A 25998-nucleotide genomic window follows, 5' to 3' on the forward strand; every position below is an offset into this window, starting at 1 on the left:
TAAGATGCTCTTGAGGATAACATTCACTCTTATACTTGTAATTTAGAATTTTTAATGATTTTCATCTCGTATTTACAATGAAATGATTTATGATAAAAAAGAAAAGGGATTGATATATTTTCCTCCTGTTTTTTATTTACGATTTATTAGAAGGAGGGCTTCTTTGCTAGTTGTTAATAATAGGGGGGATTGCAATAGATATTCGGAAAATGAGATATTTTATAACAGTGGCAGAAGAATTAAACTTTAGTCGTGCAGCAGAGCGTCTTATGATGGCACAACCGCCTTTAAGCCAAGAGATTCGTAAATTAGAAGATGAATTAGGGGTTCAACTTTTTTACCGGACAAAGAGAATGGTTGAGCTTACCGATGCCGGGAAAATATTTTTAGAAGGTGCGCGACAAACGCTGCTTCAAGTAGATAGAACGATTAAAGAAACACAGCTTGCGGATGAAGGAAAGATAGGACATTTAATAATTGGGTTTGTCGATTCTACAGAAACCGTTATAAATGTATTAAAAAAATTTCGGGAACGGTTTCCTAAAATTAAGCTCATATTACGCGAAATGACAACAGATCAACAAATAAAAGCACTCTATGAAAAACAAATTCATATTGGATTTATTCGTTCCAAGCAGAATAATGAAATTTTAACTTCCGAAGTTTGTTCTGTAGAATATTTAAAATTGGTTTTGCATGAAGAGCACCCTTTCGTTATGTTACGTAACATTCCAATTAAATCATTAGTGGATGAACCATTTATTTTATTTCCACGTCATTTTGGTACAAACTTTTATGATGTAATTATTAGTTACTTTTGGGAACATGGAGTAAGTTTAAATATTGTTCAAGAAGCGATTCAAATGCAAACGATTGTGAATTTAGTTGCAGCAGGAATGGGGATTTCTTTCGTTCCATCATCAGTGGAAAGTTATAAAAAACCGGGAGTTACATATAAAGAAATTCAAGAAAATACCCCAAAAATAAATTTATATGCTGGATGGAGACTAGATGAACAGTCCGTTGTGTTAGAGAACTTTTTAATAGTTGTTAGAGAGGTTTATACAACTTCACAATGTGAATGTAAAAGATAATAACCCATCTGTATAGGATGGGCAGTGTAGATTTGAAAAGGAAAGCTTCTTTATAGGTAGAACAAAAAGGTGTTTTAACCTGTTTTGCTCGGATCATACTCAATGAAATCTTTTAGTACACCATCGATTTGATCAATAATTTTAGGTTGTAATTTAACGCTAGAAGCAATTACGTTTTCTCTTATTTGCTCTGGATTTGATGCACCAATAATTGCAGAGGAAACAGCTGGATTTTGTAATACCCAAGCAACTGCAAGTTGAGGTAAGGTAAGATTAGTTTCTTGCGCGATGGGATTAAGTTTCTGAATTGCATTGAGTACATCATCGCTCATCCAGCGTTGCACGAGTTTTTGGAAAAATGGTTTACCAGCATCAGAGTTAGCACGTGATTGATTCGGCAATGGTTTACCAGGTTGATATTTTCCTGTGAGAATACCTTGTGCAAGGGGAGACCAAACAACTTGACCAAGTCCCTCACGTTGACATGTTGGTATTACATCAGTTTCAATAACTCGCCACAACATCGAATATTGAGGTTGGCTAGCGATAAGTGGAATGTTCAATTCTCGTGCAAGTGCTGCACCACGGGTAATTTGTTCTGATGTCCACTCACTTACGCCTAAGTAAAGGACTTTACCTTGTCTTACAAGATCAGCAAAAGCTAACATCGTTTCTTCAAGGGGAGTTGTTGTATCAAATCTATGTGCATAATAGACATCAATGTAGTCTGTCTGCAACCGTTTTAATGATGCATTACAATTTTCAATAATATGTTTCCGCGACAATCCACGATCATTTTTTCCAGGTCCGGTCGGATGACATACTTTTGTACATAGTTCTATACTTTCTCGCCGTATGCCTTTTAAAGACCGGCCTAGTACTTCTTCGGCTATCGTGTCCGAATAAACATCAGCAGTATCAAACGTTGTAATTCCGACATCTAGTGCGGTTTTCACACAATCATTTGCAGTATCTTCATTTACCTTTCCGCCATGGTTTATCCAGTTCCCGTATGCAATCTTACTTACTGTTAACCCACTGTTTCCGAGTTTGCTAAATTCCATTGTAGAATCCCCCCTTAAAAATGATACCTTTATTATAAGAACTGAAATTTAGTATGTATAATATATGATTTATGATGAATCTATATAAAAATTATATAAGAGGGAGATGTTTAGAATTTTATTGTTAGGGGAATCTAAAGCAAGTAGTACAACAAATGTGGTTTATGCTTGCTTAATATGAAGTTTAGAATTGATAAATAGACCTTAAAAAAAAGCAATCTTTTTAAAAGCACATATAATTGCATTTACTCATACAGTACTATTATGGTACAATATGGTTACTAACGACGGAAAGGAATGATGGGTGGACGATGATTAACTAATCTTATTTTTAAATGTTGAAATTAAATAAATTTCAATTTGTAAAAAATAGGATTAGTCTGCCCAATTCCATTCAACGGTATTGCTATTTGATTTGCGTAATAGCTTATTTGGGTATAAATAATGTAATGACTAATCCTGCCAAAATTACTTTGGGAGGATTTTTTTGTTCTCCCTTTATGAAAGGGATCGGTAATATGAAAGAGCTTTTAAAATTAAATGATGTGTATGTTGAAATAAAGGAAAATACTTTGTTAGAAAAAATGAATGTAGTAGTAAAACAAGGGGATATAATCGGATTAATTGGTAAAAATGGTGCTGGTAAATCAACGTTACTTCAATTAATAAATGGGAAGATTGAGCCATCAAAAGGAATTGTTGAGTGGCAGCAAATGAATATGACAACAGCATATGTTGAACAAGAAATAGAATCTTTTATTAGTAAGGATGTGATTGCAAAAGAAGCAGAGCTTCTTGCAAAATGGGGCGTGCCAACGAACGATTTTCATACTTTAAGTGGTGGTGAAAAGCTGAAAGTTCGCTTAGCGAAAGGATTTGCGAAAAATCCTAATGTCTTAATATTAGACGAACCGACAAATCATTTAGATGAGATGAGTACGGAATTTCTCATTAAACAAATAAAAAATATGAAAGGTACAGTTATCGTTGTATCGCATGATCGATATTTTTTAGATGTTGTCGCAACAAAAATATGGTCAATTGAGGATAAAAAATTAATTGAGCATAGCGGTAATTATACGAGTTATATGAAAGCACGTGAGCAAAAAAGACTGACGCAACAACGTGAATATGAAAAGCAGCAAAAAAAGATTGAACAAGTAGAAACACATATAAAAGAATTAAGTTCATGGTCACAAAAGGCACACGCACAGTCTACAAAACAAGAAGGTGTTAAAGAATTTTATCGTGTAAAAGCGAAGCGAATGGATGCGCAAGTTAAGTCAAAACGAAAACGTCTCGAAAAAGAGCTAGAGAAAACGAAAGTAGAACGTGTGAAAGAGGAGTACTCAGTTGAGTTCTCTATTCAAGCGAGTAAAAAAGTAGGAAAACGCTTTTTAGAAGTAAAACAATTAAAAAAAGACTTTCATGGAAAAATATTATTTGAAAACGTTAATTTTACAATTCAGCACGGTGAGAAGGTTGCGATTGTTGGACCAAACGGTAGTGGGAAAACAACATTACTAAAGATGATTATGGGAACGGAAACTGTGGAAGGAGAAGTATGGGTTTCACCATCTGCAAACATCGGTTATTTAACACAAGAAGTATTTGATTTACCACTTGATAAAACGCCAGAAGATTTATTTTTTAAAGATTCATTTGAAAAAAGAGGGAAAGTCCAAAATTTAATGAAACATTTAGGGTTCCAAGCTTCTCAATGGAAAGAGCCGATTGAACATATGAGCATGGGAGAACGAGTGAAATGTAAGTTAATGGTTTATATTTTAGATGAAAAAGACGTACTCATTTTAGATGAACCGACAAATCACCTTGATCTGCCTTCACGTGAACAGCTTGAAAATACATTAGCGGAGTATAATGGAACACTAGTTATCGTTTCTCACGATCGATATTTTCTAGAGAAAACAACTAACACAAAACTCGCGTTTTCAAATCATACGATACAAAAACAGCTAGAAGAACCTCCTAAAACAAGAGATGAAATTGAAGAGCTACGTTTAACGTTAGAAACAGAGAGACAAGAAGTATTAGGAAAATTAAGCTTTTTAACTTCTAATGATAAAGAATATAAAAAACTTGACGAACGATTCATAGAACTTACGAAACAGATTAAGGCGCTATAATTATTTAGGGGGATTAACATGGGAGCAGAGAGTTCAACTAAGTTATTTAGAATAGACTGTGGAGATATATACCTACAAGAGTTTACTATGAAAGATGCTGAGAGTATTTATAAAATATCGAATCAACCGGAAATAGAAAAATTTTTGCCAGACTGGAAATCAACGAAAGAACAGAGGGTTAATTGGATTATCAATGATGAAATACCAGCAAACAAAGCATTTCTTGAGGCAGTGAAAACTACGAATAACATAGATAATCATATGTTAAAGCTAGGAATATTTAAGGAAGCTACAAATGAATTCATTGGATGGTGCTGCACAGGTATTAAAGAAGAACTCCCTACACCAAACAGAGAGATAATGTATGCTATCTCAAGTGAATATCAAAATACTGGCTATGCTACAAAAGCGACTAAAGGCTTAGTTGACTATTTGTTTAAAAACACCACTTTAGATGTCTTAAATGCGATAGCTTTAATTAACAATGTACCATCAAATAAAGTTATTGAAAAATGTGGGTTTACTTATATGAGTGAACAGACGATAGAAAATCAACTATATAATCATTATGTATTGAGTAAATCAGAGTGGATAAAAAATATAGCTCTTTGAAGGGAGCTATATTGCATATGAAATCAGTAAAAAGGCTTAGAGCTAAAACTCTGAGCTTTTTTTCGTACTATATGATAAGTTGTTATTCATTGTTTTGAAGTTGTATAGTTATTCTTTATAATATATTGCATGTTGCTAATAAAGAATACAAGTTGTTTCAGCGACTAGAAATAAGAAGCATTGTATTCCATACCACTATACAAATATTATAAGATAGATATACATTGATTATATATTGGAAATAGATTTGTTATCAGTTTTTTTAGAAATCTTACAAGCGTGTAAGATAAATGAAAGATGAATCAATATGTGCTATAAGACAATTCATTTACACTTTATAGTGAGCAGTGGAAATGAAGGGAGAATATAAATGGAAATTTTACATGCAAAAAGTATTAGTAAAGTATATAAAGGGAAAATACCTTTTAAAGCATTGGTAGATATTGATTTATCAATTCAAGAAGGTGAATTTGTAGGAATTATGGGACCATCAGGTAGCGGGAAAACAACATTATTAAATATGGTATCTACTATTGATTCTCCTACATCGGGAGAAATATTAATAAATGGTACAAATCCTTTTCAGTTATCATCAGACAGTTTAGCTTTATTTCGTAGGAAACAATTAGGATTTGTTTTTCAATCATTTAATTTACTTAGCACACTTACAGTGAAAGAAAACATTGTATTGCCGATGACACTAGATGGTGTATCTGTACAAGAAATGAACAAACGAGTGGAAGATATTGCAGAGAAATTAAATATTGCAGATATATTGAGTAAAAGAACGTTTGAAATATCAGGGGGGCAAGCTCAAAGAACTGCAATTGCTCGTGCTATCGTTCATAAACCACAATTATTACTTGCAGATGAACCGACAGGGAATTTAGACTCTAAATCTTCAAATGATGTAATGGAGATGCTAGATACTCTTAATAAAGAAGAAAAAGCAACGATGATGTTAGTTACACATGATCCGTATGCAGCGAGCTTTTGCAGCAGAGTTATATTTATTAAAGATGGTCAATTATATAATGAAATTTATTGTGGTGAAAGCAGGCAAGCCTTTTATCAAAAGATTATGGATGTCCTTTCTTTGTTAGGAGGCAAAAGGCATGACTTTTCGTCAGTTCGCGTTTAATAATATTTTTCGTAATAAGCGTACATATGCTGCTCATTTTTTAAGTTGTACATTTTCTATTATGATTTTCTTTACGTATGCCCTTTTATTATTTCATCCTGATTTACAAGGGGAGTTGAAATCGACAAGTGCAACAATAAGTGCATTTGGTACATTAGGATTTACAGTTTCGCAAGGCTTGATATTTGTTTTTTCATTTTTCTTTATTCTATATTCAGTAAGTTCATTTTTAAAAACGCGTAAGAAAGAATTTGGCATTTTAATGATGCAAGGTATGTCAATGAGGCAGCTAAAGAAATTATTATTAATTGAAAATATGTTAATTGGACTTGGGTCAATTTGTATAGGGATTTTCATCGGTCTCATATTTTCTAAACTAGTATTATTGATTAGTGCAAGTGTATTAATGATTAGTAATGGCTTACCTTTTTATATACCAGTGAAGGCCGTACTATTAACAGTCATCACATTTCTTTTCTTATTTTTAATCGTTTCGCTTGTTACTTTTAAAATGATAAAAGTAACGGAACTTGTGGAACTTATTCAAGCAGAGGAAAAGCCAAAGCCTGAACCGAAATTTTCCATTTTATTATCGCTACTTTCTTTAATTAGTATAGGCTATGGATATATTTCAGTATTTCGCTTTATCCCAAGTATTAATTTTATTACGCTCGGAATAGGTGTACTTCTAGTCATTATTGGAACGTACTTTTTATATACACAGTGTAGCGTGTATATATTGTATCTTGCTAAAAGGAGAGAATCTTTCTTTTTAAAGAGAACAAATATATTAACATTTTCAGAATTGATTTACCGTATGAAAGATAATGCAACGATGTTTTTTATAGTATCTATTATTTCAGCAGTTGCATTTACAGCAATAGGTACAACAGCCGCTCTTGGTAATAGGAATTTAGTGTGGATGACAAACCCATATACATTTCTGTATGAAAGCTCTGAAAACAACAAATTAGTAGATAAACATCTCTCTATTATAAAAAAACATCTCTCTGATGCAAATATTCCGTACCGAATGGCTTCATCTTCAAGTAAATTTACAGAAAGTAACGTAAATGTATTGAAATTAAGTGAATATAACGAACTTACGAGAGCACTAGGGTACCAACAAGAAACAATTGAAAAAGAAGATGAAATTTTACTAATTCCTGGGAGGGTGTCACAAAAACAAGAATTTAAAAATGGTGACTATAAAAAAAATATTGAAGTTATTCAAGGTGATTGGACAAAGACATTTCGTGTGAAAAAAACTGTTGGGGATTTAGTTTTACCACATGATTCTAGTAGTATTTATATTGCTGTTCAAGATCATGTGTATGATGAAATTCCTCTGACGAGTAATCCACAAGATGAAAATATTCAACATCGTACTTATGGATTTGTTGTAGATGATTGGATAAAAACGAAAGAGATTTCAAATCAATTAAAGAGTATACTCGATAAAGATATCAGGGACAGAGATTTCTACTTTGAAGCTTTAACATTAAACTTGTTGGAGGCAAAGCAAAAGAATGGTTTATTACTCATGGCAAGTGTTTTAGTCGGAATCGTCTTCTTTACATTTGCTGCTAGTTTTATTTATTTCCGATTATATACTGATTTGGACCGTGATCAACAACAATATAAAATGATTTCGAAAATGGGATTAAGTAAACGAGAGTTAAAAAAAGTTGTAACGAGACAGTTAGTATTAATGTTCTTCTTACCAATTATCATTGCAGTGATTCATACTGTAGTTGCGTATACGGCACTGCAACAATTAGTCAGTTTTTCTATTTTAAACAGCTCGATCTTTATTTTAATTTCATTTATATGTATACAAGTTTTATATTTTTTTATCACTCGTTGGCGTTACCTACAAAAGCTTTATAAGACTATGGAGCAATAAAGTGAAACTTTAATCAGTGGGGGTTTCCTTCATCCCCCACTGATTATTAGCCTTCACCAATCGGGCTTTTACGGGCAGTTGAGCCCCCACCTAACTTCTTTGCTCTCGCTGAATTTTGAGGTGGGGGTCTTACTGCCCGTTAATGCGAGATAGAGGATATTAACTAATAAAATTACAAAAAAACATGTAAAAAATGATATGAATTATGAAAGGAACCGTGATGAAAAGAACTTTAACTATTTTTATGTTAACTATAATACTTTTAATAAGCTTTAGTGCATGCTCTAAAAAGGACAACGCATTCCCTGCAAACGGTGTATTAATTATTGGAGATGAAAATAATATTTCACCAATTATTAATCGTTATCAGGAAATTACGAAAGAAAATGAAGTGTTTTCTGTGAAAAAAAGTGAAGTTGGAAATGGACATGTCTTAATTTTAAATGAATCTACAGCACTAGCGTTGATTAAAGAAAAAGTTTTTCGTAAACGAGATAATGACTCCGATTATATTATAGATACGTTACCGAAATTCCCAAAAGAAGGATCGCTACTGTTTACAAGTGAAGACGAAAAGACTATGAAAAGTATTAAAATAGAAGGAAAAGAGATTCCTGTTACATACGATAGTGACGCTTGGATAGGTAACACTCGTAAATATCCAACGCAATCGTATGTGATTGTAGCAAAAAATAGTGTATATAAGGAAATAAAAGCAAATGAAACGAAAATGCATCTTCTTCAATTTAAGAAATCTTTAGGTGACGAAAGGCCTAAAATGTCGACAGATAATACAATGGTTAATGAAAATGTCAAAGTAAAAAAGCTAATTAAAGGTTTGGAAGGAGAAGTATCTTTTCAGTTTGTAACGATTGGAGAAAAATCTTAAAAAAGAGTTCGAGGTTGATAGAAACTATATCAACCTCGAACTCTTTTTAGTTATATGCCATTTAGATTACATTACTTCATTTAATCGAGTCTCGTTTGTTTCCTCAATCACATTTGGGTTTTGAACCGAATTACTTTGAGCTTCTTTTTCTTTACGAGACTTTTGTAGCATTTCAAGAATGATCCATAATGGAACACCTTTATCCTTTAACATCTTCCATAAATCTAATTCGTTAAATTTATGCTCAGGCTGTTTCATTTCTTTTTCAGATGAACGAATATCGAACTTGATAGGATCATTTGCTTTCTTACCTTCAAGTTTAGTAGAAGAGATAGTATTATGCTCAAGGTTAGATGGAGTTATTTTAGTAGGTTGAGCTAATGTATGAATGTTTGATCCGATTTGCATGCTTTTTCCTCCTTTTCAAGCAATAAAATTAGTTTTCTTATGATTGTTAAATTCATGTAACATGAGGAAACTACATTCAATTATAAATTCAAATAATCAGATTTACAAGTTGTATTGTAAAAAGTAAATGTTTACTTGAATTAATATTTATCAACATTTGTGTATGTTTTCTATATATACAACGTATATAAAATACTTTACATTATGTGTAAGTTAAAAACTGAATGTGTCAATATTTTTCACGGAAAAATGAAAGCGTTTAATTAGGGGGAGAAAGTATGGGAAAGTTATTTTTAAAAGTATGTTTTTTCACATTAGTGACTGTTTGTTCATTCATAGCGAAAACAACTTACGCTGAAGAGAGGCAACAAAATAATTATCCTATCATTTTAGTGAATGGATTTGCTGGATGGGGTAGGGAAGAAATGTTAGGGGTAAAATATTGGGGTGGTGTTCATGATATACAGGAAGATTTAAAAAGAAATGGCTATACAGTACATACGGCTGCTGTTGGTCCTGTTTCTAGTAACTGGGACCGTGCATGTGAATTATATGCACAAATTAACGGTGGAATTGTAGACTATGGTGCGGCACACGCTGAGAAACATGGACATAATCGTTTTGGTAGAACTTATAGTGGATTTGCACCAAATTGGAGTGAAACAAATAAAGTTCATTTAGTTGGGCATAGCATGGGTGGACAAACGACAAGAACATTAGTGCAGTTATTAAAAGAAGGCAGTTATGAAGAAAAAAACTATGTGAAAAATCATCCGAACGCAAAGATATCACCACTATTTGAAGGCGGTAAATCGTATGTTCATAGTGTTACAACTTTAGCAACTCCTCATAATGGCACAACACTCGCGGACGGAAGTCTTCTATTGCCGTTCGTTAAAGATTTACTCATTACAGCTGCGAGTTTAGGAGGAAACAATAATTTATCATTATATGATTTTAAATTGGACCAATGGGGTATGAAAAAAAATGCTGGAGAGTCCTTCTTCCAATATACTGATCGGATTTTAAATAGTTCAATTTGGGAAAATACAAAAGATATTAGTCAATGGGATTTAAGTACTGATGGAGCAAGGGAGTTAAATAGTTGGGTAAAGACGCAATCGGATGTGTATTACTTATCGTATAGTGGACATGCATCACAAGCAGCACCTATAACAGGTTTACAACTACCTCATATTACAATGAACAAAGTGTTAATGGGGAATGCATTTTTCTTAGGTTCCTATGCAAGATTTGAAGAAAATCGCCCATTAATTGATACATCTTGGTGGCAAAATGACGGTGTAGTAAATACAAATTCTATGATTGCGCCTTCAACTAGTATTGCTGTAAATAATAATGAGTTTTTACAGGTTGGAAAATGGAATCATATTGAAACGAAAGCAAATTGGGATCATTTAGACATGGTAGGACTAAGCGTTTCAGACACGTTAGGTTTTTCTAATATTCAAGAGTTTTATAGAACAGTTGCAGAAAAGTTATCGCGGTTACCGCAATAGTTAATAATAAAGCGCTCTCGATGGAATTCGGGAGCGCTTTATATTATATTGAAAGAGGGATATGGAAGAAAAATATGGGGGGATATTATGAAAATACAAGTTGTTTTATCAGGATACGGGACAGTAGGAAGAGAGTTTATAAAATTAGTAAACGAAAAATATTTATATATATACGAAACATATGGAATCCATTTAGTTGTAAGTGGCGTATTAGGTAGAAATATTGCAATACATAATGAGGAAGGTTTGTCTATTCATCATTTATTAATGTATGGTAGCGGTACTGCATCAATTGAAAAGTATATAGAACATCACCCGAAAGACCGTGCAACAAGTGGGATAAGTGGTACTGTATTGGTAGAATCAACAGTTACAAATCTTAAAGATGGAAATCCGGGAAAAAAATATATAAAACAAGCGATTGAGAAACATATGGATATTGTTGCAATTTCAAAAGGTGCACTCGTTACTAACTGGAGAGAAATAAAGGCAGCAGCAAAAGAAGCGAATGTACGAATTCGCTATAGTGGCGCAACTGCTGCAGCACTACCGACATTAGATATTGGACAATTTAGTTTGGCTGGCTGCAATATTGAAAAAATAGAAGGAATATTAAACGGGACAACTAATTATATTCTTACAAAAATGTATGAAGAAGATGTTACGTTTGAAGAAGCACTGAAAGAAGCGCAAAATAAAGGAACTGCTGAGACGAACCCAATATTAGATGTAAGTGGTTCGGATAGTGCGTGTAAATTATTACTTTTGGCAAACAGCTTGATGGGTGTTGAGAATATGCTTACTGATATGCATATAAAAGGAATCGAAAATGTTACAAAACAACAAATTCGACATGCTAAGGAACAAAACAATTATATTAAATTAATAGCTTCAGCATATAAGGATATGGATGGTAAAGTGAATCTTAATGTAGAACCGCTTGAAATAGAAAAAGACCATCCACTAGCAAAAGTAAATGGAACTGAAAAAGGAATAACATTCTTTACAGATACAATGGGACAAGTTACTACAATTGGTGGAGCTTCTAATCCACGCGGAGCCGCAGCAGCTGCTTTAAAAGATGTAATTAACTTATATCGTAGAGATTTATAGAAGTAAAACTCACACCTTCAAAATTCGGATGGAGAAAAAAAGTTAGGTGGGAGCCTTTTTGCCCATATATGTCCGATTCGGGCTAAAAATCGGTGGGGGATGAATAAAATTCCCACGGATTAAAGTTTCACTTTATAAGACCGTACCGCTGTTAATAAAAAATACATATGTAGTGGACCTTTTGAGAATGAAATAAATATGCAAAAATAATTGCAGGGGGTAAGAAATTGTTTAAAGATTTTAAAGTTGTAAAAGATCGTCCCGTTTATATTCAATTAAAGGATTATTTTAAAAAGATGATTATGAAAGGGCATTTGCTCGGTGATCAAAAGATCCCATCAACAAGGGAACTGAGTGAATTATTATCAGTGAGCAGAAATACAGTACTCTCTGCTTATGCGGATTTAGAACAAGAAGGACTCATTTATGCAGTAAAAGGAAAAGGGAATTTCGTTGCGAAGGTGGATATATCTAACACTTCGTCTGTTGAAATAGATTGGAAAAATAAACTTAATACAGTTACCACATTAGCGGATGAATTAGACTTAATGAAGCATGGAGTCCGCTGGGAAAAAGGAATGGTTGTTTTTAATAGTATAGCCCCGGACGAAAAGCTATTTGATGTTGAAAATTTCAAAAGAGCTTTTCTTACTCGTATGTCCATTGAAGGGGATATCGTATTGAACTACGGATATGCAAAAGGTTACCGCCCGTTAATGAAATATCTACTTCATTACATGGAAATAAAAGGTGTAGATATTTCGAACAAAGATATTTTAATTACAAATGGATTTACAGAAGGATTAGATATTGTACTATCTTCCTTAGCGAAAAAATCAGGGCGTGTGATTTGTGAGAATCCAACTCACCATGCTGCATTGAAACTTTTTCGCTTACATGGACTTGAAGTTCATGGGATAGATATGAATGATGATGGTATTGATACGACTGAAGTAGAAAAAAGTTTACGTGAAAAGGATTTTGATTTTGCGTATTTAATTCCTTCTTATCATAATCCAACTGGTATTGTTACAAGTTCGGAAAAAAGAACGGAATTGATGAGGTTATTTTCGAAATATAAGGTTCCTATTATAGAGGACGGATTTAATGAAGAATTACGTTATTCAGGTTCACATTTATCGCCACTATTAACTTTTGCAGGGGCTGGTAATAATGTGATTTATATTAGTAGCTTTTCGAAGGTACTTTTCCCTGGTTTACGTGTAGGGTGGATTATTGCCGATAAAGAACTGATTCATTATTTAGAAAGTGTTAAAAGAGCAAGAACCATTCACACATCTACGTTAGATCAAGCTGTTTTGTTTCAATATTTACATGAAGGATATTTTGAAAAATATTTAAAAAAGGCAAGATCTGTTTACAAGAAAAAATATGAGTTAGCCGTTGGGGCTTGCAATCAGTATATTCCGTTTAAAAGGATGACTGGAGATGGCGGACTTCATTTGTTTATAGAGTTGGAAGAGAAAATTCACGCTCGCACACTTTTACAAAAGTGTTATGAGAAAGGTGTAACGTTTTCTCCTGGAGATGTTTTTTATTCTGATGGAGGGGGAGCGAATACATTCCGCTTAGGTTTTTCACGTTTGAAGGAGAAAGAAATAGTTAGTGGGATTCAAATAATTGGTGAAACTTTAAAAAATGAAACTTGGAGTTGAGAAAATGAGAATTGGCGTTATTATGGGAGGAGTATCCTCTGAAAAACAAGTATCAATTATGACTGGAAATGAAATGATTGCACATTTAGATAAAAATAAGTATGAAATCGTTCCAATTACGTTAAATGAAAAAATGGATTTAATTGAAAAAGCGAAAGACATTGATTTTGCATTGCTAGCATTACACGGAAAATACGGAGAAGATGGTACGGTTCAAGGGACGCTTGAGAGTTTAGGTATTCCATATAGTGGCAGCAATATGTTATCTAGCGGTATATGTATGGATAAAAATATTTCGAAAAAGATTTTGCGTTATGAAGGAGTAGAAACACCAGATTGGATTGAACTTACAAAAATGGCGGATCTAAAGCTTGATGATTTAGATAAGTTAGGATTTCCGTTAGTGGTAAAACCAAACTCTGGCGGCTCGAGTGTTGGCGTAAAGATCGTCAATGATAAAAATGAATTGATCTCAATGCTGGAAACTGTATTCGAATGGGATTCTGAAGTAGTAATTGAGAAGTATATAAAAGGTGACGAGATTACTTGTTCAATTTTTGATGGTAAACATTTACCTATCGTTTCAATTCGACATGCAGCTGAGTTTTTTGACTACAATGCAAAATACGATGATGTTAGTACAATTGAAGAAGTTATTGAACTTCCAACTGAAATTAAGGAACGTGTAAATAAAGCGTCATTGGCTTGTTATAAAGCATTAAAATGTAGTGTTTATGCAAGGGTTGATATGATGGTGAAGGACGGAATTCCATATGTAATGGAGGTTAATACATTACCAGGGATGACCCAATCAAGTTTACTGCCAAAAAGTGCAGATGCCGCGGGGATTAATTATAGTAAACTATTAGATATGATAATTGAAACTTCATTAAGAGTGAGGAAAGAAGAAGGTTTTTAAGATAATTATACAATTAAAACTTTTGATAGTTCCACGAAGTATGCTATGATAATTACAATACGACAACTAAATATTTATCCACTAGGGGGGCCTTTTGTAGGCTGAGATCAAACATAATTTTGAGACTCTTAGTACCTGATCTGGTTAATACCAGCGTAGGGAAGTGGGAAGACGATTATATTTAAAGAATACATTAATATTGTCTATTTCACTTTCTTTACGCCTGTAAAGAAAGTTTTTTTTGTTTTACAGATTTAATAACTGTGGATAAATACATATATTTTATACATTATTGGAGGAATTTAAATGACTTTTTCACAAATATTACGTAAAGAAGTAGATTCTATTTGGGAGGCAAGTTTTCATCATCCTTTTGTAAAAAAACTTGGTGAAGGTACGTTAGATTTGGCAAGTTTTCGTTATTACGTACTTCAAGATTCATATTATTTAAGTCATTTTGCTAGAGTACAAACTTTAGGAGCTGCAAAGGCTCTTGAATTAGAAACGACAGCTCGCATGGCACACCATGCTCAAAATACATACGAGGCAGAATTATCATTACATGAGAATTTCGCAAAGAAATTAGGAATTACGGAAGAAGAAAAAGGTCATTTTATCCCTGCCCCAACTGCATATGCGTATACTTCACATATGTACCGTGCGGCGTATGAAGGGCATTTAGGGGATATTATCGCAGCAATTTTACCTTGCTACTGGCTATATTATGAAATTGGTGAACGTTTAAAAGAATGTCAGCCAGAAGAGCCGATTTATAAAGAGTGGATTTCTGCTTATGGATCTGATTGGTTCCGTACTTTAGTTGAAGAGCAAATTACACGATTAGATACTATCGCTGAACAAGTGACAGAGTCTGATCGGAAGCGTATGAAACAGCATTTCATTATTAGTAGTCAATATGAATATTCATTTTGGGAAATGGCTTATACATTAGAAAAATGGCCAGTGGATACAGAAGTAAAAGATGTAATTAGATAAAGAGTAGAGGTATTGTTATACATATGTATGGATAAGACCTCTTTATATGATTTCAAAAAAGGGGTATCGCAAAAAAGACGTATCAATCTAAGTGCGTCTTTTTTTCAATTTTCTTCAATTAGCAATTTCATGGAGAGCTTGCTGAAAAAGTAGAATGAAAAGCCCTAATCAGGGCTTTTTTTGTAGGAATTTCTTAACCGTCATTGAGTCCTGTCACTAGTAGGTGTTTTGACGCTACGACGGACTAAATCGATTATTCGGCTAGTGAAGTATATAAAAAAGTTAGGAATATCTGAAGGTGCTCTCAGAAAGTATATGGAAGTGTTATAACGAGAGGCATTTACAGTACAGAAAAATCTAAGCGGCATACGGGAATACGTAGGATACGGCATCATGGTTATTGAGAAATGAATTGAACTTAGTAAGCATGAAGATATGACGCAAGCATTCACATTTTATAATTTCTATTTATAAAAATGAGCCCATAGTAAAAATAGGTATATGAACAAGGTGCACCGTCTAGTGATAGGTCATACTTTATAGGTGTACGTATTGAACTTAGTTTATAGCGTTATTTCTACTTAGATTTAACGAACAGAAATATTGGAAAGCATCGATGAGGTTAAAGTTTATAAACGGAGGTCATGAAAATGAATAAGTTTCAACAAGAACTACAAGCGTTAAGCCTTAATGATTACCAGTCTGGAAATATTGTGTATTGGGACCAGCAAAACCAATATCCATACTACTATTTTGAAGATGCTGCTCGTCGCTGTGGCGGTTGCGGTCGTTGTGGCGGTTGTGGAGGTCGTTGTGGTGGTGGTGGTGGTGGATTCCGTTGTGGTGGATTCCGTTGTATTGGTTGCTTCGGTTGTTTTGGTTGTGGCGGCTGTGGCGGTTGTGGTGGTTGTGGTGGTTGTTCTAATTGTTTTAATGGTACCACTGATACTACTGGTACTATTGTAACATATGAATATTGATAAGAGAGAAAAGGAATCTACTTTGTAAAGCGTTATACAATTTTATAAAAGAGATAAATCAAAACACACGTAGCATCTTTTAATTTAGAGAGATAATTTATCCAACCTTTTATAAACATTGTGACTTTATTTCAAATCAAAAATCGAATGTCTTTTTATGTTTTATACTCTTGACGCACTCTTTGACTTTTATAAGCAGATTTATTGCACCAGAACCAAAAAGAAGAGCTGCTATCAGCCCTTCTTTCTCTTTTCTTTTTAAGATTGTAATTCTTATAGCCTGTATAATATCTGTCCATAAATGCAACCATGTCACCAAAGAATCCCCATTTACCTACATTTATCCAACCTTTAACAACTGCCGATTTTAATGCTTTTTTCCCCGCATCTTTACGATCTTTTGCTGTTATATCTGATTTTCTGCTCATTCTCATACTTTATATGAAATATGTGAAAATCAGTATGAATGGTGGAAGTGAGCGCAACTTTAAAAGCTATTTATTGGGATTAACAAATTTAATAATCTATTTTTATTACTATTGATTAATTTTGAAACGTAACAAAACTACGTAACTGTTTGTATAAAATGCACTGCTCTAGTATTGAAAATTTAGAACATGGAATAGGGTGCTTTGTTTCTACAAGCTGTTTTTGTTTTACTTTTACTTCATATTACGATTTATAGACCGGGAATTACACTTTAAATGTTTATTACTGTAGCAGTTATGTTTCTTTCACTAATAGCGTTAGTGGATGTACCAATTCCCGTGGCATTCAGAGATAGCCTGTATACATAAGTACCAGGGGGAGGCGTATCTATCCAGACTATTGAAACGTTGTGTGTTAAATTTGTTGAAACATTTACTGGTTTTTAAATATCTTCTTGAAGCTCCATCTGAACCGCAATAGTAAAGACGCCTCTTTTTAGAGCGAGAATTGAAGATACAGTAAATTCTGTAAGGGGACTTAGGGAAACATAATCAGATCTGAAAACTCCTTCTAACTTTACTATTTGATTAACGCCTACACTAATAGCTGGTAATACGAGGTTAGTTGGGCTAGTTGCAGGAATATGACTTTGGTTAAATGTAACTGAAACAATGCCAGGTGGTCCGGTGTTACCGGTCGGTCTAGTAGGGAATTGAAAAGGTTGCATAGGTGGGAGTGTTGGTCCAATCGAATTCTGGTTTAATGCAGCAGAAGATAAAAACTCGTCCAATATAATTCACCTCTAAAAAATTTATATTACTGATAGTAAATGTAGGCGTTGAGCAAAGTGACATGGACAAGCGGTTGTATGTTAAAAATTAAACAAAATAGTTATTTTATTAAAGAAAAAACATGCACAAAAATTGCGCATGTATAATAAAAAGCTATTTCTTGTCTATGTAAATATATGATTGGCTTATACAAACCGTGAGTGTGTTTGAGAAAAATGGTTATTTATTAACAAATATAAAGAGCGCTTTTAAGGCGCTCTTTAACCAAAACTAATATTAAAAAAGAATACCGCATGATATTTTATGTATGTTCTTAATAAATGTGCGGTTTTTAAACAAAATCCTTATTTTATCTTAAATAAAAAGAGCACACATATAAGCGTGCTCTCAAATAAGAAAGGTAGAATGCTATGAATGGAAAGCCTCGATAGAATAACATATGCTTGTCCGGTTTAAATGTGAGAAGTTTTTAATAAAAACGCTATTTTAGTAAGGAACAAGTTTAAAAGGCCCTGATTGACACAGGACCTTTTAAAAGGGAACAACACTTGACATGTTAAAAATTATGACTGAAAGGTATTTTCATATTACCATTAGTGGGGTTTTAATTCCAATAATGGTTGTTGAGAAATAAAACCTTTATTTTGCACAACAAAGCAGCTAGCTGAAGTAGCTAATTGCTTTATTGTACAATTTTAGAAGTTCACTGGATACAGATATATGTTGTAACAAATAGTTACATCTATGGTATAAACAAATACCAAAATATTATGCAGGAAAGAAAACTAAATTAAAACTTCATTTTATAAAGAGAGAAGCACAAAATATTATATGTGTATCCAGTCAATTGAGTGCGTTTTTACTAACAAAGAGCATCTAGCAAAAGCTAACTGTTCGGTTCTCCAAGGGGGAACAAGGAGAAAGTAACTTAATGGGTTGTCTACATTATTGACGGAATCTGGAGGCTTATTCGGTCAAATAAAAAAGGTACTGTATATAAGTGCACTTTGGACCAAGTTTTTTATGGTAACAGTTATTGGTATTATGTGTAAGAACTAACGCGTATCTTGAAAATAATGATTATTTATTTAAATGTAAATTCATAATTAGAGTAGAATCGCATCAATACGCTCGCAGTTAACTACAGTGATATCTCCGTTTTCATCTATAAATGTAGCAAGGCGGGATCTATTATGGAATCCTACAAATATAGAAGCTTTTAATATTGTGCCGTTAACTAACAGCTGTTTTATTTTTTTTCCTAAGTAATATGTTTCTAAAAGATAGCAAATATTTTTAGAACTCTCTTTTTGGGTTGGGATAAAAGAACGTCGGTTATTTGGAAGATATGTTAGATTAGGATTGAATACTTTGGGAGTAATAGCATAGTTGATGAAAACTGACATTTTTCCGGCTCCTCTATTTTATAATTTATATTGAAATATGCTGTGTGAAATAGGGCTTTTTTCAAAGCCCCATCTTTACTCTACTCAGCTTCAATTCTAAGCGCTTGAATATCACGACAGTCCAAAACAATTATAGAGCCAGGTTCTGTTGTGTTATCCACAAATGTTACACAAAAATTATCTGGATTAAAGTTAGTAAAAATAAGATCCTCTAGTGTTGTTCCTGTAAGGAAAACATCTACTTCTGTACCTAACTGTAATCTTTCTAATTGTTCGCAAACACATTTTGTATGCTCAGCCATATAAAAACACCTCCTTTTCTCAAATTACTATTAATATATGTATAAATTAAATAGAACGATTGGAGTAATAGCTTAGTAATATTAATTATTTTGCTAGTTAATATTTTTATAAAATAATCCTTTGAAATGAATATCGTCCGGCTAGAAAACTAGAGGACACCAATTCATTAAAGCTGTTTTAGGAATAGGTGTCCTTTTTATTTTGAAAAGGGAGATGGGGAAATGAATGTGTTAAGAGATCAATTAAGTGAATAGAAAAAGTAATCGAAACAAATAAGGAAGAAAAAAATATAGAGTTCAAGTGGTTGTGAGATAAATTGAAAATAGAAATTGATAATTAAAAAGATAAATAATTAAAAATTTGGATGTAGTGAATGCAAATGAAATTAAAATTAAAAAGGTATAATTTTAATTTTTAAGTTAAGTATAGAAAAGAAATGAATCATCTAGATATAAAGAAAGGATGGATTTTTGCAATGAGCTCAAATGAATCAAATTTCAGTTTTACCAGTAACAAAGATATTGTAAAGTACCTTAATGTAAGAAAAGACCCTGTTGATTTAAGAGACAAAATATTTCGGAGTTACTTGTTTAGTAATGAGGCGGATTTGCCAACGCAAGTCGATCTTCGTCCTAAAATGTCAGGTATAGTAAAACAATGGAATATAGGTTCTTGTACGGCGAATGCAATTGTTTCAGGGTTAAGAGAATACCTATTATTACAATCAGGTCGTCCATTTACTTGCTTATCTCGTTTGTTTTTATATTATCATGAGCGAGAAATAGAAGGACATATTCAGGAAGATAGCGGAGCGAATGTTCGTGATGGTATGGATGTTCTTAAAAAAATTGGGGTATGTCCTGAAGAGGATTTTCCTTATACTGAGAATTTTAGAGATAAGCCATCACCAAAGGCTGAATCAGATGCAACGCTTTATAAAATTGGAACCTACCATCGTATTCAAGATTTATCGGGATTAAAGGCTGCACTTGCCCATGGATTAGTTGTTGTACTTGGATTTGCTGTGCCAAAATCTTTTATGTCAGAAGAAGTTAAAAAGACTGGTATAGTTCCGGTATCAGGAACAGATGATGTAATTGTTGAAGATGGTCAACAGGCAGGACATGCTGTTTGTGCTGCTGGATATGATGATAATAAGAAAACTGTTATTATTCGAAACAGCTGGGGAGAAGAGTGGGGAGATAAAGGATATTGTTATTTCCCATATGAATTATTTGAAAATGGAATTGTACAAGATATGTGGACAGGTCGTTAATTAGATAAAGAAGTGGAAGTATGGAAACAATAAAACACGTTATACATGTTACGGGTAGTATAAAAGAGCTTGAAAAAGATGTGGAAATAAAGGGAGTCAGGTTTGTTACCTACAACGGAAAAAGATATGAGTAATATTTTTATACAAGCTGGTATTTTAAGTGAACGAAAAACAAATATAGTCCGGCTAGAAAACTAGAGGACACCAATTCATTAAAGCAGCAATTCAAGCTGCTTTAGGAATAGGTGTCCTTTTTTTTTATTTTGGAAAGGGAGATGGGGAAATGAAGGTGTTAAAGAATCAGCTACGTGAATGGAAAAACCAATCGAAAAAGAAAAATAAGAAAAAACGAAAAGAGAAATTTAGTACTCGTGAAATTGAGGATTTGATGGGGGTGCATAGACCTTGTTATGAACGCAGACGTGGAGCATTAAGACAAAAGTAATTTAAAAATAAAAAGGAGTGGTCTTACATGACTAAACAATTATCTTTCTTACCAAAAATTGATAGAACAGCGACACAAGAGGAATTAGAAGGTGTGTTGGAAAGTGTACGTATACATAGACAATTTGGGATGATGCGTAAAGAAATGAAAGTCACTCCTTCTTATGAAATACGTGAGCACGGTCCTACACATACAGTTGGTAAGCTGTTAGAAGATGTTGCTATAGCAAATATTCAACAAAGCAAACGAGAAGAGTGGCTTGAAAGAATGTCAGTACGTATTGATCAGTTTCTAAATCGATTAGGGAACGGACGTGCAGGAAGCATTCAAAGAGATATTATTTATAAACGTTATTTAGAAGAAGAAGACGTATGTGATTACATGGTTTATAACGAAATAGGGATGTCTGAGCGTACTTATCGACGTTGGAAGTATAAAGCATTTTATAAACTTGCTTTTGCACTTGGGTTAGAAGTTTACGAGGCAGAAGAAACCGGAGGGAATGAATAATGAATTTTGTTCAGCCAATACGTGATCCAGAGCAAATACAACAAATTAAAGGGTATTTAAAAGAAAAGAGTGAGCGTAATTATATCTTGTTTGTAATAGGAATTAATACAGGTTTACGTATTAGTGACATTCTAAAACTGAAGGTTGGAGATTTAAAGGGCAGCCATATCTCAATGCGTGAAATGAAGACAGGTAAGCAGAAACGAATTCAGATTACAGCAGCATTGAGAAGGGAATTGAAATGGTACATTGAAGAGATGGAAAATCATGAATATTTAATCAAGAGTAGGCAAGGAAAGAATCGGCCAATAGGAAGAAGTATGGCATATAAAATACTTAGCACAACAGCAGCAGAATTTGGATTAGACGAGATTGGGACACATACATTACGCAAGACATTTGGGTATCATATGTACATGCAGACAAAGAATATAGCTTTGCTAATGGAGATATTCAATCATTCAAGTGAACGGGTAACATTAAGATATATAGGAGTAAACCAAGATGCAATGGATAAAGCAATGACTAGGTTTAAAATCTAATCATTGCTTTTTCTTTTTAGTTCGAGGATAGCATCACATACCTATCGACTTAAGAACAGAAACTTACGCTTGAACATAATATCAAATCTAGATGAGCAAAGCTATTTCATGTGAATAGAATTCACTCTTTAAGAATACATAAAATATATACATACAAGCTTAGTCTGATCACTACATCATTAATAAAAGTAGAATTCTATAAATTTTGGAGGAAGAGATATGCAAAAAAAGGTTCTCCTGTTCACAGATTTGGGGATTGATGATGCGTTTGCTATACTGTACACCTTTTTTCGTAAAGACATTCAACTTGTAGGAATTGTAGCCGATTATGGGAATGTATCAAGAGAAAATGTAATAAGGAACATTAACTATTTGAAGTACATTTCGGGAAGAGAAGAGATACCTGTATTCCTTGGTGCTTCTGTACCGTTGACAGGAATATTGATTCAGTATTTCCCTGAGGTACATGGAAAAGTCGGATTAGGACCTATCATTCCCCCTGAAATTTCATATCCAGTTTATCCTTTAAATGATATTTATCAAATTATAGAATCAAATTTAGAAGATCTTACAATTATCAATTTAGGAAGACTCTCTTCGCTAGCTACGACTTTTGTATTGAATTTAGAAACAATGCGAAACGTAAGAGAATGCATTTGCATGGGGGGAGCTTTTTTCTATCCAGGTAACGTAACTGCTGTGGCTGAAGCTAACTTTTACTCAGACCCTTATGCAGCAAACTTAATTCTGCAGCATGCAAAGAAGTTGACGGTTATTCCTTTAAATGTGACTCAACATGCGATTGTTACACCCGAAATGGTCCAGCAAATCGATGCATTTCATCGGAATACACAGGATCTTGCAGGACTCATCATCAAACCTATGTTAGATTATTATTATAATTTCTACTCCAAGTCTAATCCTGGTATAAGTGGAAGTCCTATGCATGATTTTGTAACGGTGTGGTATTTGCTGAATCAAGAGGCTGTTAGCCTGTCAAGGGTACCCATTAAAGTAATTCCTGATCAAGGGGAAGGATTTGGTCAAAGCATTGCAGACTTTCGTTTTGTTACTAATCCAGGCTATAAAACGCATGATGTAGCTTTTCAGTTTGATTATGAAAAGTTCAAGAAGGATATTATGGAAACGTTCCTAAAGAAGAGAGTGTAACAGACTTTATTAACCTCAGATAATATGGATTATATGAATGAAATATTACTGCACTTCACGTACAAGAATTCGACTTTTTTAGGTTAAAATTCGTCTAACATACAAAGCTTCCAAAATGTTGGCTGTATCCTATCACTATCAAGCTAACAGAATAAAATCTTCCTAATTGCTGGTACATTAAACTTTTAACTTGATGACCATGTGGTGCTACCCTATTCTATACGGTTACTCATTTTTATTATGTTGTGTAACTCAAAAGAGAAAGTGCTATGAAGCTATCAATATCAAGGGCTGTAACGTTTGGCTTAGTTACACAAAATATAAGATATGGGTAAGTGGCAGTATCAAGGTATCAAATGGTGTATATACATAAATATAAAATGTAAGGGGGAGGTAATTGTGATTCATGCTAAATGAAGAACTATTAGAAGTAATAATTAAATATAAAAGGAATACTGGAAGAAATCCTTATATGTTAAAGTTAAATCCAACTTATTTTAGAAATATTCTAGAAGAATTGAATTATCCACAGTGGATTATTAAAAAGAAAATGACAGAAATGAAAAAAAGCATATTCGGTGTACCAGTGGAATTAACAGGTGCAGTGGAAAAATTTGAACTATGAAGACGTTGGCAGAGTCGTGACCGCTTTTTGGCAGGAAATGTGTCGGTTATTTTGGAATTAACGTGTTATATTTGTATTGTGGGAAGTGGTGGGAAACACAACTCACTATGTTGTTCCTAAAATTCTAAACGGTTCATAATGACGGCACATAAAATCCGAAACCAGCAGATGGTAGTGATTGAATGATACCGCTATTAGGGAGAGCTTTTGCTCTTCTTCTAGTTACTTAGTATTGTGCAAACAGATTGTTGTAGCAGCATTAGGTGACTGGAAGAAGACTAAAACTTCATTTACCGTACTTAAAATACAAAATAATAATTGATAACAAAGCATCCAGTAGGGTGTTTTTTATTTTGGAACAAGAATAAAAGAAAGAACATTACCAGAGGATTATCTGTGATGAATAGTGCTGTTTTACCTTACAAAAGTGTAATGTAATGGCGCTAGTTATTTTTTTGTGTACCATCTATAATAAAGTTTGTAAGAGAACGGATGTACCCGCTCTTACAAAATATAAATAGATATATTGATTTAATAAGGAGATTAAACATTATGAATGTTACACATATTACCTTCGGGGATTCGGCACATGGAAATTTAAAGTATGTTTTTCAAAAAAATAATGAATACAAAAATGAAAAAGTTATTTGTATTAATGAGGATTTTTCAATAGGTCCTATTTATAAATTAGAATCTACAGAAGGAATGCAAGAAAGAAAACAATGGCTAAAAGAAGTACTAACAACAATAGGTCCAACTTCAGAATTAGATTATTTAGATTGGATTGAAACTACACTTAAACAAAATCCACAAATTGTAGAAGAAATCCCTAGTGGTAGTAAGGTAATCTTATGGCATGGGGAAAACGTATCTGATGCTATCGGTTTAAGGTTTGTGTTATCGCTTCTTCAAAATAAAAATATTCATTTTGAAGAAGTGAATGTTACAGATTTTAGCCATCATATCAAATATATAGTACAGGATTTACAAGACAAAGAGATTCCGTATGTACTAAGAAGTTTAAGTGAAATGCCTTCGGAATTAATTTTAGAAGCTCTTCAAATGAAAAAAGAATTATCTCATGTACAAGTTCACAGTCTAATACAAGATTGGGAAAAATGGTCTCAAACTAATGGTGTATTAAGAATAATAGAAGATGGACAAATAACTACTGTATTTGAAGATTATTATGATGTGTCCATCTTAGAAAATACATCAAATGAATATCAACGTGTATCTCGAATTGTTGGAGAGATAATGGGGAAAAATGAACAGCGTATAGGTGATACTTACTTAGCTTTCCGAGTACATCAACTAATTCAACAAGGAAAATTAAATTACCAAGGTGAAAGACCGAAGATGGAGATTCGATTACCATAAATAATCGACTATCTAGAACAGATAAAATACACTATTTCTTTTAGATGTTTTTAATTAAAGAAATAGTGTTTTTACTTTTGTGCGGAGAGTCAAACTTCATTTTCTATATTCAGAATAAAAGTATAGCGTTTCGAGAAAGGAGCATCCAATTGGATGCTTTTTATTATATAAAAATTACAAAGATGACGAAGAGGATGTGTGAAAGTAAATACTAATGAAAGAGTTTAAAACAAAAGAACAGAAGCGTAAGTTCTATGATAGTGGAGCTTGGAAACAATTACGTGAACAAGTAAAGAAGCGAGACAACTATGAGTGTCAGGAATGTAAACGAAATGGTCGTGTTCAAACAGACACCAATGAATACAGTGAGAGTGCAAAGCGTAAGAAGATACAGCTTGTTGTCCATCATATCAAAGAGCTTGAGCATCATCCTGATCTTGCATTAGAAATAGATAACCTTGAAACCGTCTGTGTTAATTGCCATAACAAAGAACATGGAAGAGTTTACGAAAAAAAACAAAATAAATGGGAACATGATGAAAAATGGTAAAACAATTTAAAAATAACACCCCCCTTAAAATATTTCATGAAAAATTCGTCTTAGGGGCACCGGAGGAGGGGGTCGATTTTCTAAATTTATAAGTAAATTCGCGCGT

General features: G+C 33.3%; 26 protein-coding genes and 1 riboswitch. Of the genes, 20 read left to right on the forward strand and 6 right to left on the reverse strand.

Annotated elements, in window-relative coordinates:
- The first annotated feature begins 194 nt into the window (after positions 1 to 194).
- Positions 195 to 1094, forward strand: a complete 900-nt coding sequence (locus MHB70_RS11510; RefSeq protein ID WP_306472776.1) for a LysR substrate-binding domain-containing protein — start codon at positions 195 to 197, stop codon at positions 1092 to 1094.
- 74 nt (positions 1095 to 1168) lie between these two features.
- On the opposite strand, the gene MHB70_RS11515 is transcribed toward MHB70_RS11510, so the two are convergent.
- The gene (locus tag MHB70_RS11515; protein ID WP_061530552.1) at positions 1169 to 2158 is read right to left on the reverse strand and encodes an aldo/keto reductase family protein; all 990 of its coding nucleotides are present in this window, start codon (positions 2156 to 2158) and stop codon (positions 1169 to 1171) included.
- 518 nt (positions 2159 to 2676) lie between these two features.
- On the opposite strand from MHB70_RS11515, the gene abc-f reads away from it, so the two are divergent.
- From abc-f to MHB70_RS11540, 5 genes are all read left to right on the forward strand, one after another.
- Complete coding sequence (gene abc-f / locus MHB70_RS11520; RefSeq protein ID WP_061530554.1) at positions 2677 to 4305, forward strand: ribosomal protection-like ABC-F family protein; 1629 nt, start codon at positions 2677 to 2679, stop codon at positions 4303 to 4305.
- Between the two features lie 18 nt (positions 4306 to 4323).
- Entirely contained in the window at positions 4324 to 4917 is a 594-nt protein-coding gene (locus MHB70_RS11525) for a GNAT family N-acetyltransferase (protein ID WP_000500621.1), read from the forward strand.
- Between the two features lie 370 nt (positions 4918 to 5287).
- Positions 5288 to 6058: an ABC transporter ATP-binding protein gene (locus MHB70_RS11530; protein WP_000404264.1), complete on the forward strand. Its 771-nt coding sequence runs from the start codon at positions 5288 to 5290 to the stop codon at positions 6056 to 6058.
- Positions 6033 to 7964 (forward strand): ABC transporter permease, encoded by a 1932-nt coding sequence (locus MHB70_RS11535; protein ID WP_061530551.1) that lies wholly within the window; start codon positions 6033 to 6035, stop codon positions 7962 to 7964. Before MHB70_RS11530 ends, MHB70_RS11535 begins: the two co-directional genes overlap by 26 nt.
- Positions 7965 to 8184: 220 nt before the next feature.
- The gene (locus MHB70_RS11540; protein WP_061530074.1) at positions 8185 to 8853 is read left to right on the forward strand and encodes a lipoprotein BA_5634 family protein; all 669 of its coding nucleotides are present in this window, start codon (positions 8185 to 8187) and stop codon (positions 8851 to 8853) included.
- Between the two features lie 66 nt (positions 8854 to 8919).
- Here MHB70_RS11540 and MHB70_RS11545 read toward each other — a convergent pair whose 3' ends face one another.
- Positions 8920 to 9261 carry a DUF3914 domain-containing protein gene (locus tag MHB70_RS11545; RefSeq protein ID WP_001165487.1) on the reverse strand — a complete coding sequence of 114 codons (342 nt, stop codon included), beginning with the start codon at positions 9259 to 9261 and terminating at the stop codon, positions 8920 to 8922.
- A 278-nt stretch (positions 9262 to 9539) separates the two neighbouring features.
- On the opposite strand from MHB70_RS11545, the gene MHB70_RS11550 reads away from it, so the two are divergent.
- The 6 genes from MHB70_RS11550 (at position 9540) to MHB70_RS11575 (ending at position 16465) form a co-directional block, all read left to right on the forward strand.
- Positions 9540 to 10781 (forward strand): esterase/lipase family protein, encoded by a 1242-nt coding sequence (locus MHB70_RS11550; RefSeq protein ID WP_061530073.1) that lies wholly within the window; start codon positions 9540 to 9542, stop codon positions 10779 to 10781.
- A gap of 87 nt (positions 10782 to 10868) precedes the next feature.
- Positions 10869 to 11894 (forward strand): homoserine dehydrogenase, encoded by a 1026-nt coding sequence (locus tag MHB70_RS11555; protein ID WP_000701778.1) that lies wholly within the window; start codon positions 10869 to 10871, stop codon positions 11892 to 11894.
- A 227-nt stretch (positions 11895 to 12121) separates the two neighbouring features.
- Entirely contained in the window at positions 12122 to 13570 is a 1449-nt protein-coding gene (pdxR, locus tag MHB70_RS11560; protein WP_000471599.1) for a MocR-like pyridoxine biosynthesis transcription factor PdxR, read from the forward strand.
- A gap of 4 nt (positions 13571 to 13574) precedes the next feature.
- Positions 13575 to 14489, forward strand: a complete 915-nt coding sequence (gene ddlB / locus MHB70_RS11565; RefSeq protein WP_002038752.1) for a D-alanine--D-alanine ligase — start codon at positions 13575 to 13577, stop codon at positions 14487 to 14489.
- A gap of 73 nt (positions 14490 to 14562) precedes the next feature.
- A riboswitch (TPP riboswitch) is annotated at positions 14563 to 14668 on the forward strand.
- A 127-nt stretch (positions 14669 to 14795) separates the two neighbouring features.
- The gene (tenA, locus tag MHB70_RS11570) at positions 14796 to 15485 is read left to right on the forward strand and encodes a thiaminase II (RefSeq protein WP_061530072.1); all 690 of its coding nucleotides are present in this window, start codon (positions 14796 to 14798) and stop codon (positions 15483 to 15485) included.
- 650 nt (positions 15486 to 16135) lie between these two features.
- Positions 16136 to 16465, forward strand: a complete 330-nt coding sequence (locus MHB70_RS11575) for a heterocycloanthracin/sonorensin family bacteriocin (RefSeq protein ID WP_061530071.1) — start codon at positions 16136 to 16138, stop codon at positions 16463 to 16465.
- Between the two features lie 155 nt (positions 16466 to 16620).
- Here MHB70_RS11575 and MHB70_RS11580 read toward each other — a convergent pair whose 3' ends face one another.
- From MHB70_RS11580 to MHB70_RS11595, 4 genes are all read right to left on the reverse strand, one after another.
- Positions 16621 to 16893, reverse strand: coding sequence for a hypothetical protein (locus tag MHB70_RS11580; RefSeq protein WP_000088127.1), 273 nt, complete (start codon positions 16891 to 16893; stop codon positions 16621 to 16623).
- Between the two features lie 443 nt (positions 16894 to 17336).
- Positions 17337 to 17684, reverse strand: a complete 348-nt coding sequence (locus MHB70_RS11585; protein WP_000343263.1) for an exosporium leader peptide-containing protein — start codon at positions 17682 to 17684, stop codon at positions 17337 to 17339.
- A gap of 1107 nt (positions 17685 to 18791) precedes the next feature.
- On the reverse strand, positions 18792 to 19091 hold the full coding sequence (locus tag MHB70_RS11590; RefSeq protein WP_000110272.1) for a hypothetical protein: 300 nt from the start codon (positions 19089 to 19091) through the stop codon (positions 18792 to 18794).
- 80 nt (positions 19092 to 19171) lie between these two features.
- Positions 19172 to 19393, reverse strand: a complete 222-nt coding sequence (locus MHB70_RS11595) for a hypothetical protein (RefSeq protein WP_000807684.1) — start codon at positions 19391 to 19393, stop codon at positions 19172 to 19174.
- A 476-nt stretch (positions 19394 to 19869) separates the two neighbouring features.
- Between MHB70_RS11595 and MHB70_RS11600 the strand changes: the two genes are divergently transcribed.
- The 8 genes from MHB70_RS11600 to MHB70_RS11635 all read left to right on the forward strand — a co-directional run bounded on the left by MHB70_RS11600 (position 19870) and on the right by MHB70_RS11635 (position 25892).
- On the forward strand, positions 19870 to 20670 hold the full coding sequence (locus MHB70_RS11600; protein ID WP_061530070.1) for a C1 family peptidase: 801 nt from the start codon (positions 19870 to 19872) through the stop codon (positions 20668 to 20670).
- Positions 20671 to 20953: 283 nt separating this feature from the next.
- Complete coding sequence (locus MHB70_RS11605; RefSeq protein WP_000866207.1) at positions 20954 to 21115, forward strand: hypothetical protein; 162 nt, start codon at positions 20954 to 20956, stop codon at positions 21113 to 21115.
- A 27-nt stretch (positions 21116 to 21142) separates the two neighbouring features.
- Positions 21143 to 21625: an ArpU family phage packaging/lysis transcriptional regulator gene (locus MHB70_RS11610; protein ID WP_061530069.1), complete on the forward strand. Its 483-nt coding sequence runs from the start codon at positions 21143 to 21145 to the stop codon at positions 21623 to 21625.
- Positions 21625 to 22167: a site-specific integrase gene (locus MHB70_RS11615; RefSeq protein ID WP_061530068.1), complete on the forward strand. Its 543-nt coding sequence runs from the start codon at positions 21625 to 21627 to the stop codon at positions 22165 to 22167. The genes MHB70_RS11610 and MHB70_RS11615 overlap by 1 nt, the downstream gene beginning before the upstream one ends.
- Positions 22168 to 22386: 219 nt before the next feature.
- The gene (locus MHB70_RS11620; protein ID WP_061530067.1) at positions 22387 to 23337 is read left to right on the forward strand and encodes a nucleoside hydrolase; all 951 of its coding nucleotides are present in this window, start codon (positions 22387 to 22389) and stop codon (positions 23335 to 23337) included.
- 406 nt (positions 23338 to 23743) lie between these two features.
- Complete coding sequence (locus MHB70_RS11625) at positions 23744 to 23962, forward strand: hypothetical protein (RefSeq protein WP_061530066.1); 219 nt, start codon at positions 23744 to 23746, stop codon at positions 23960 to 23962.
- Positions 23963 to 24514: 552 nt separating this feature from the next.
- Complete coding sequence (locus MHB70_RS11630) at positions 24515 to 25342, forward strand: DUF1835 domain-containing protein (protein WP_061530065.1); 828 nt, start codon at positions 24515 to 24517, stop codon at positions 25340 to 25342.
- Positions 25343 to 25556: 214 nt separating this feature from the next.
- On the forward strand, positions 25557 to 25892 hold the full coding sequence (locus MHB70_RS11635) for an HNH endonuclease (RefSeq protein WP_061530064.1): 336 nt from the start codon (positions 25557 to 25559) through the stop codon (positions 25890 to 25892).
- The last annotated feature ends 106 nt before the right edge of the window (positions 25893 to 25998 follow it).

The sequence above is a fragment of the Bacillus sp. FSL M7-1020 genome (assembly GCF_038050415.1).
In the GTDB taxonomy this organism is placed as follows: domain Bacteria; phylum Bacillota; class Bacilli; order Bacillales; family Bacillaceae_G; genus Bacillus_A; species Bacillus_A toyonensis.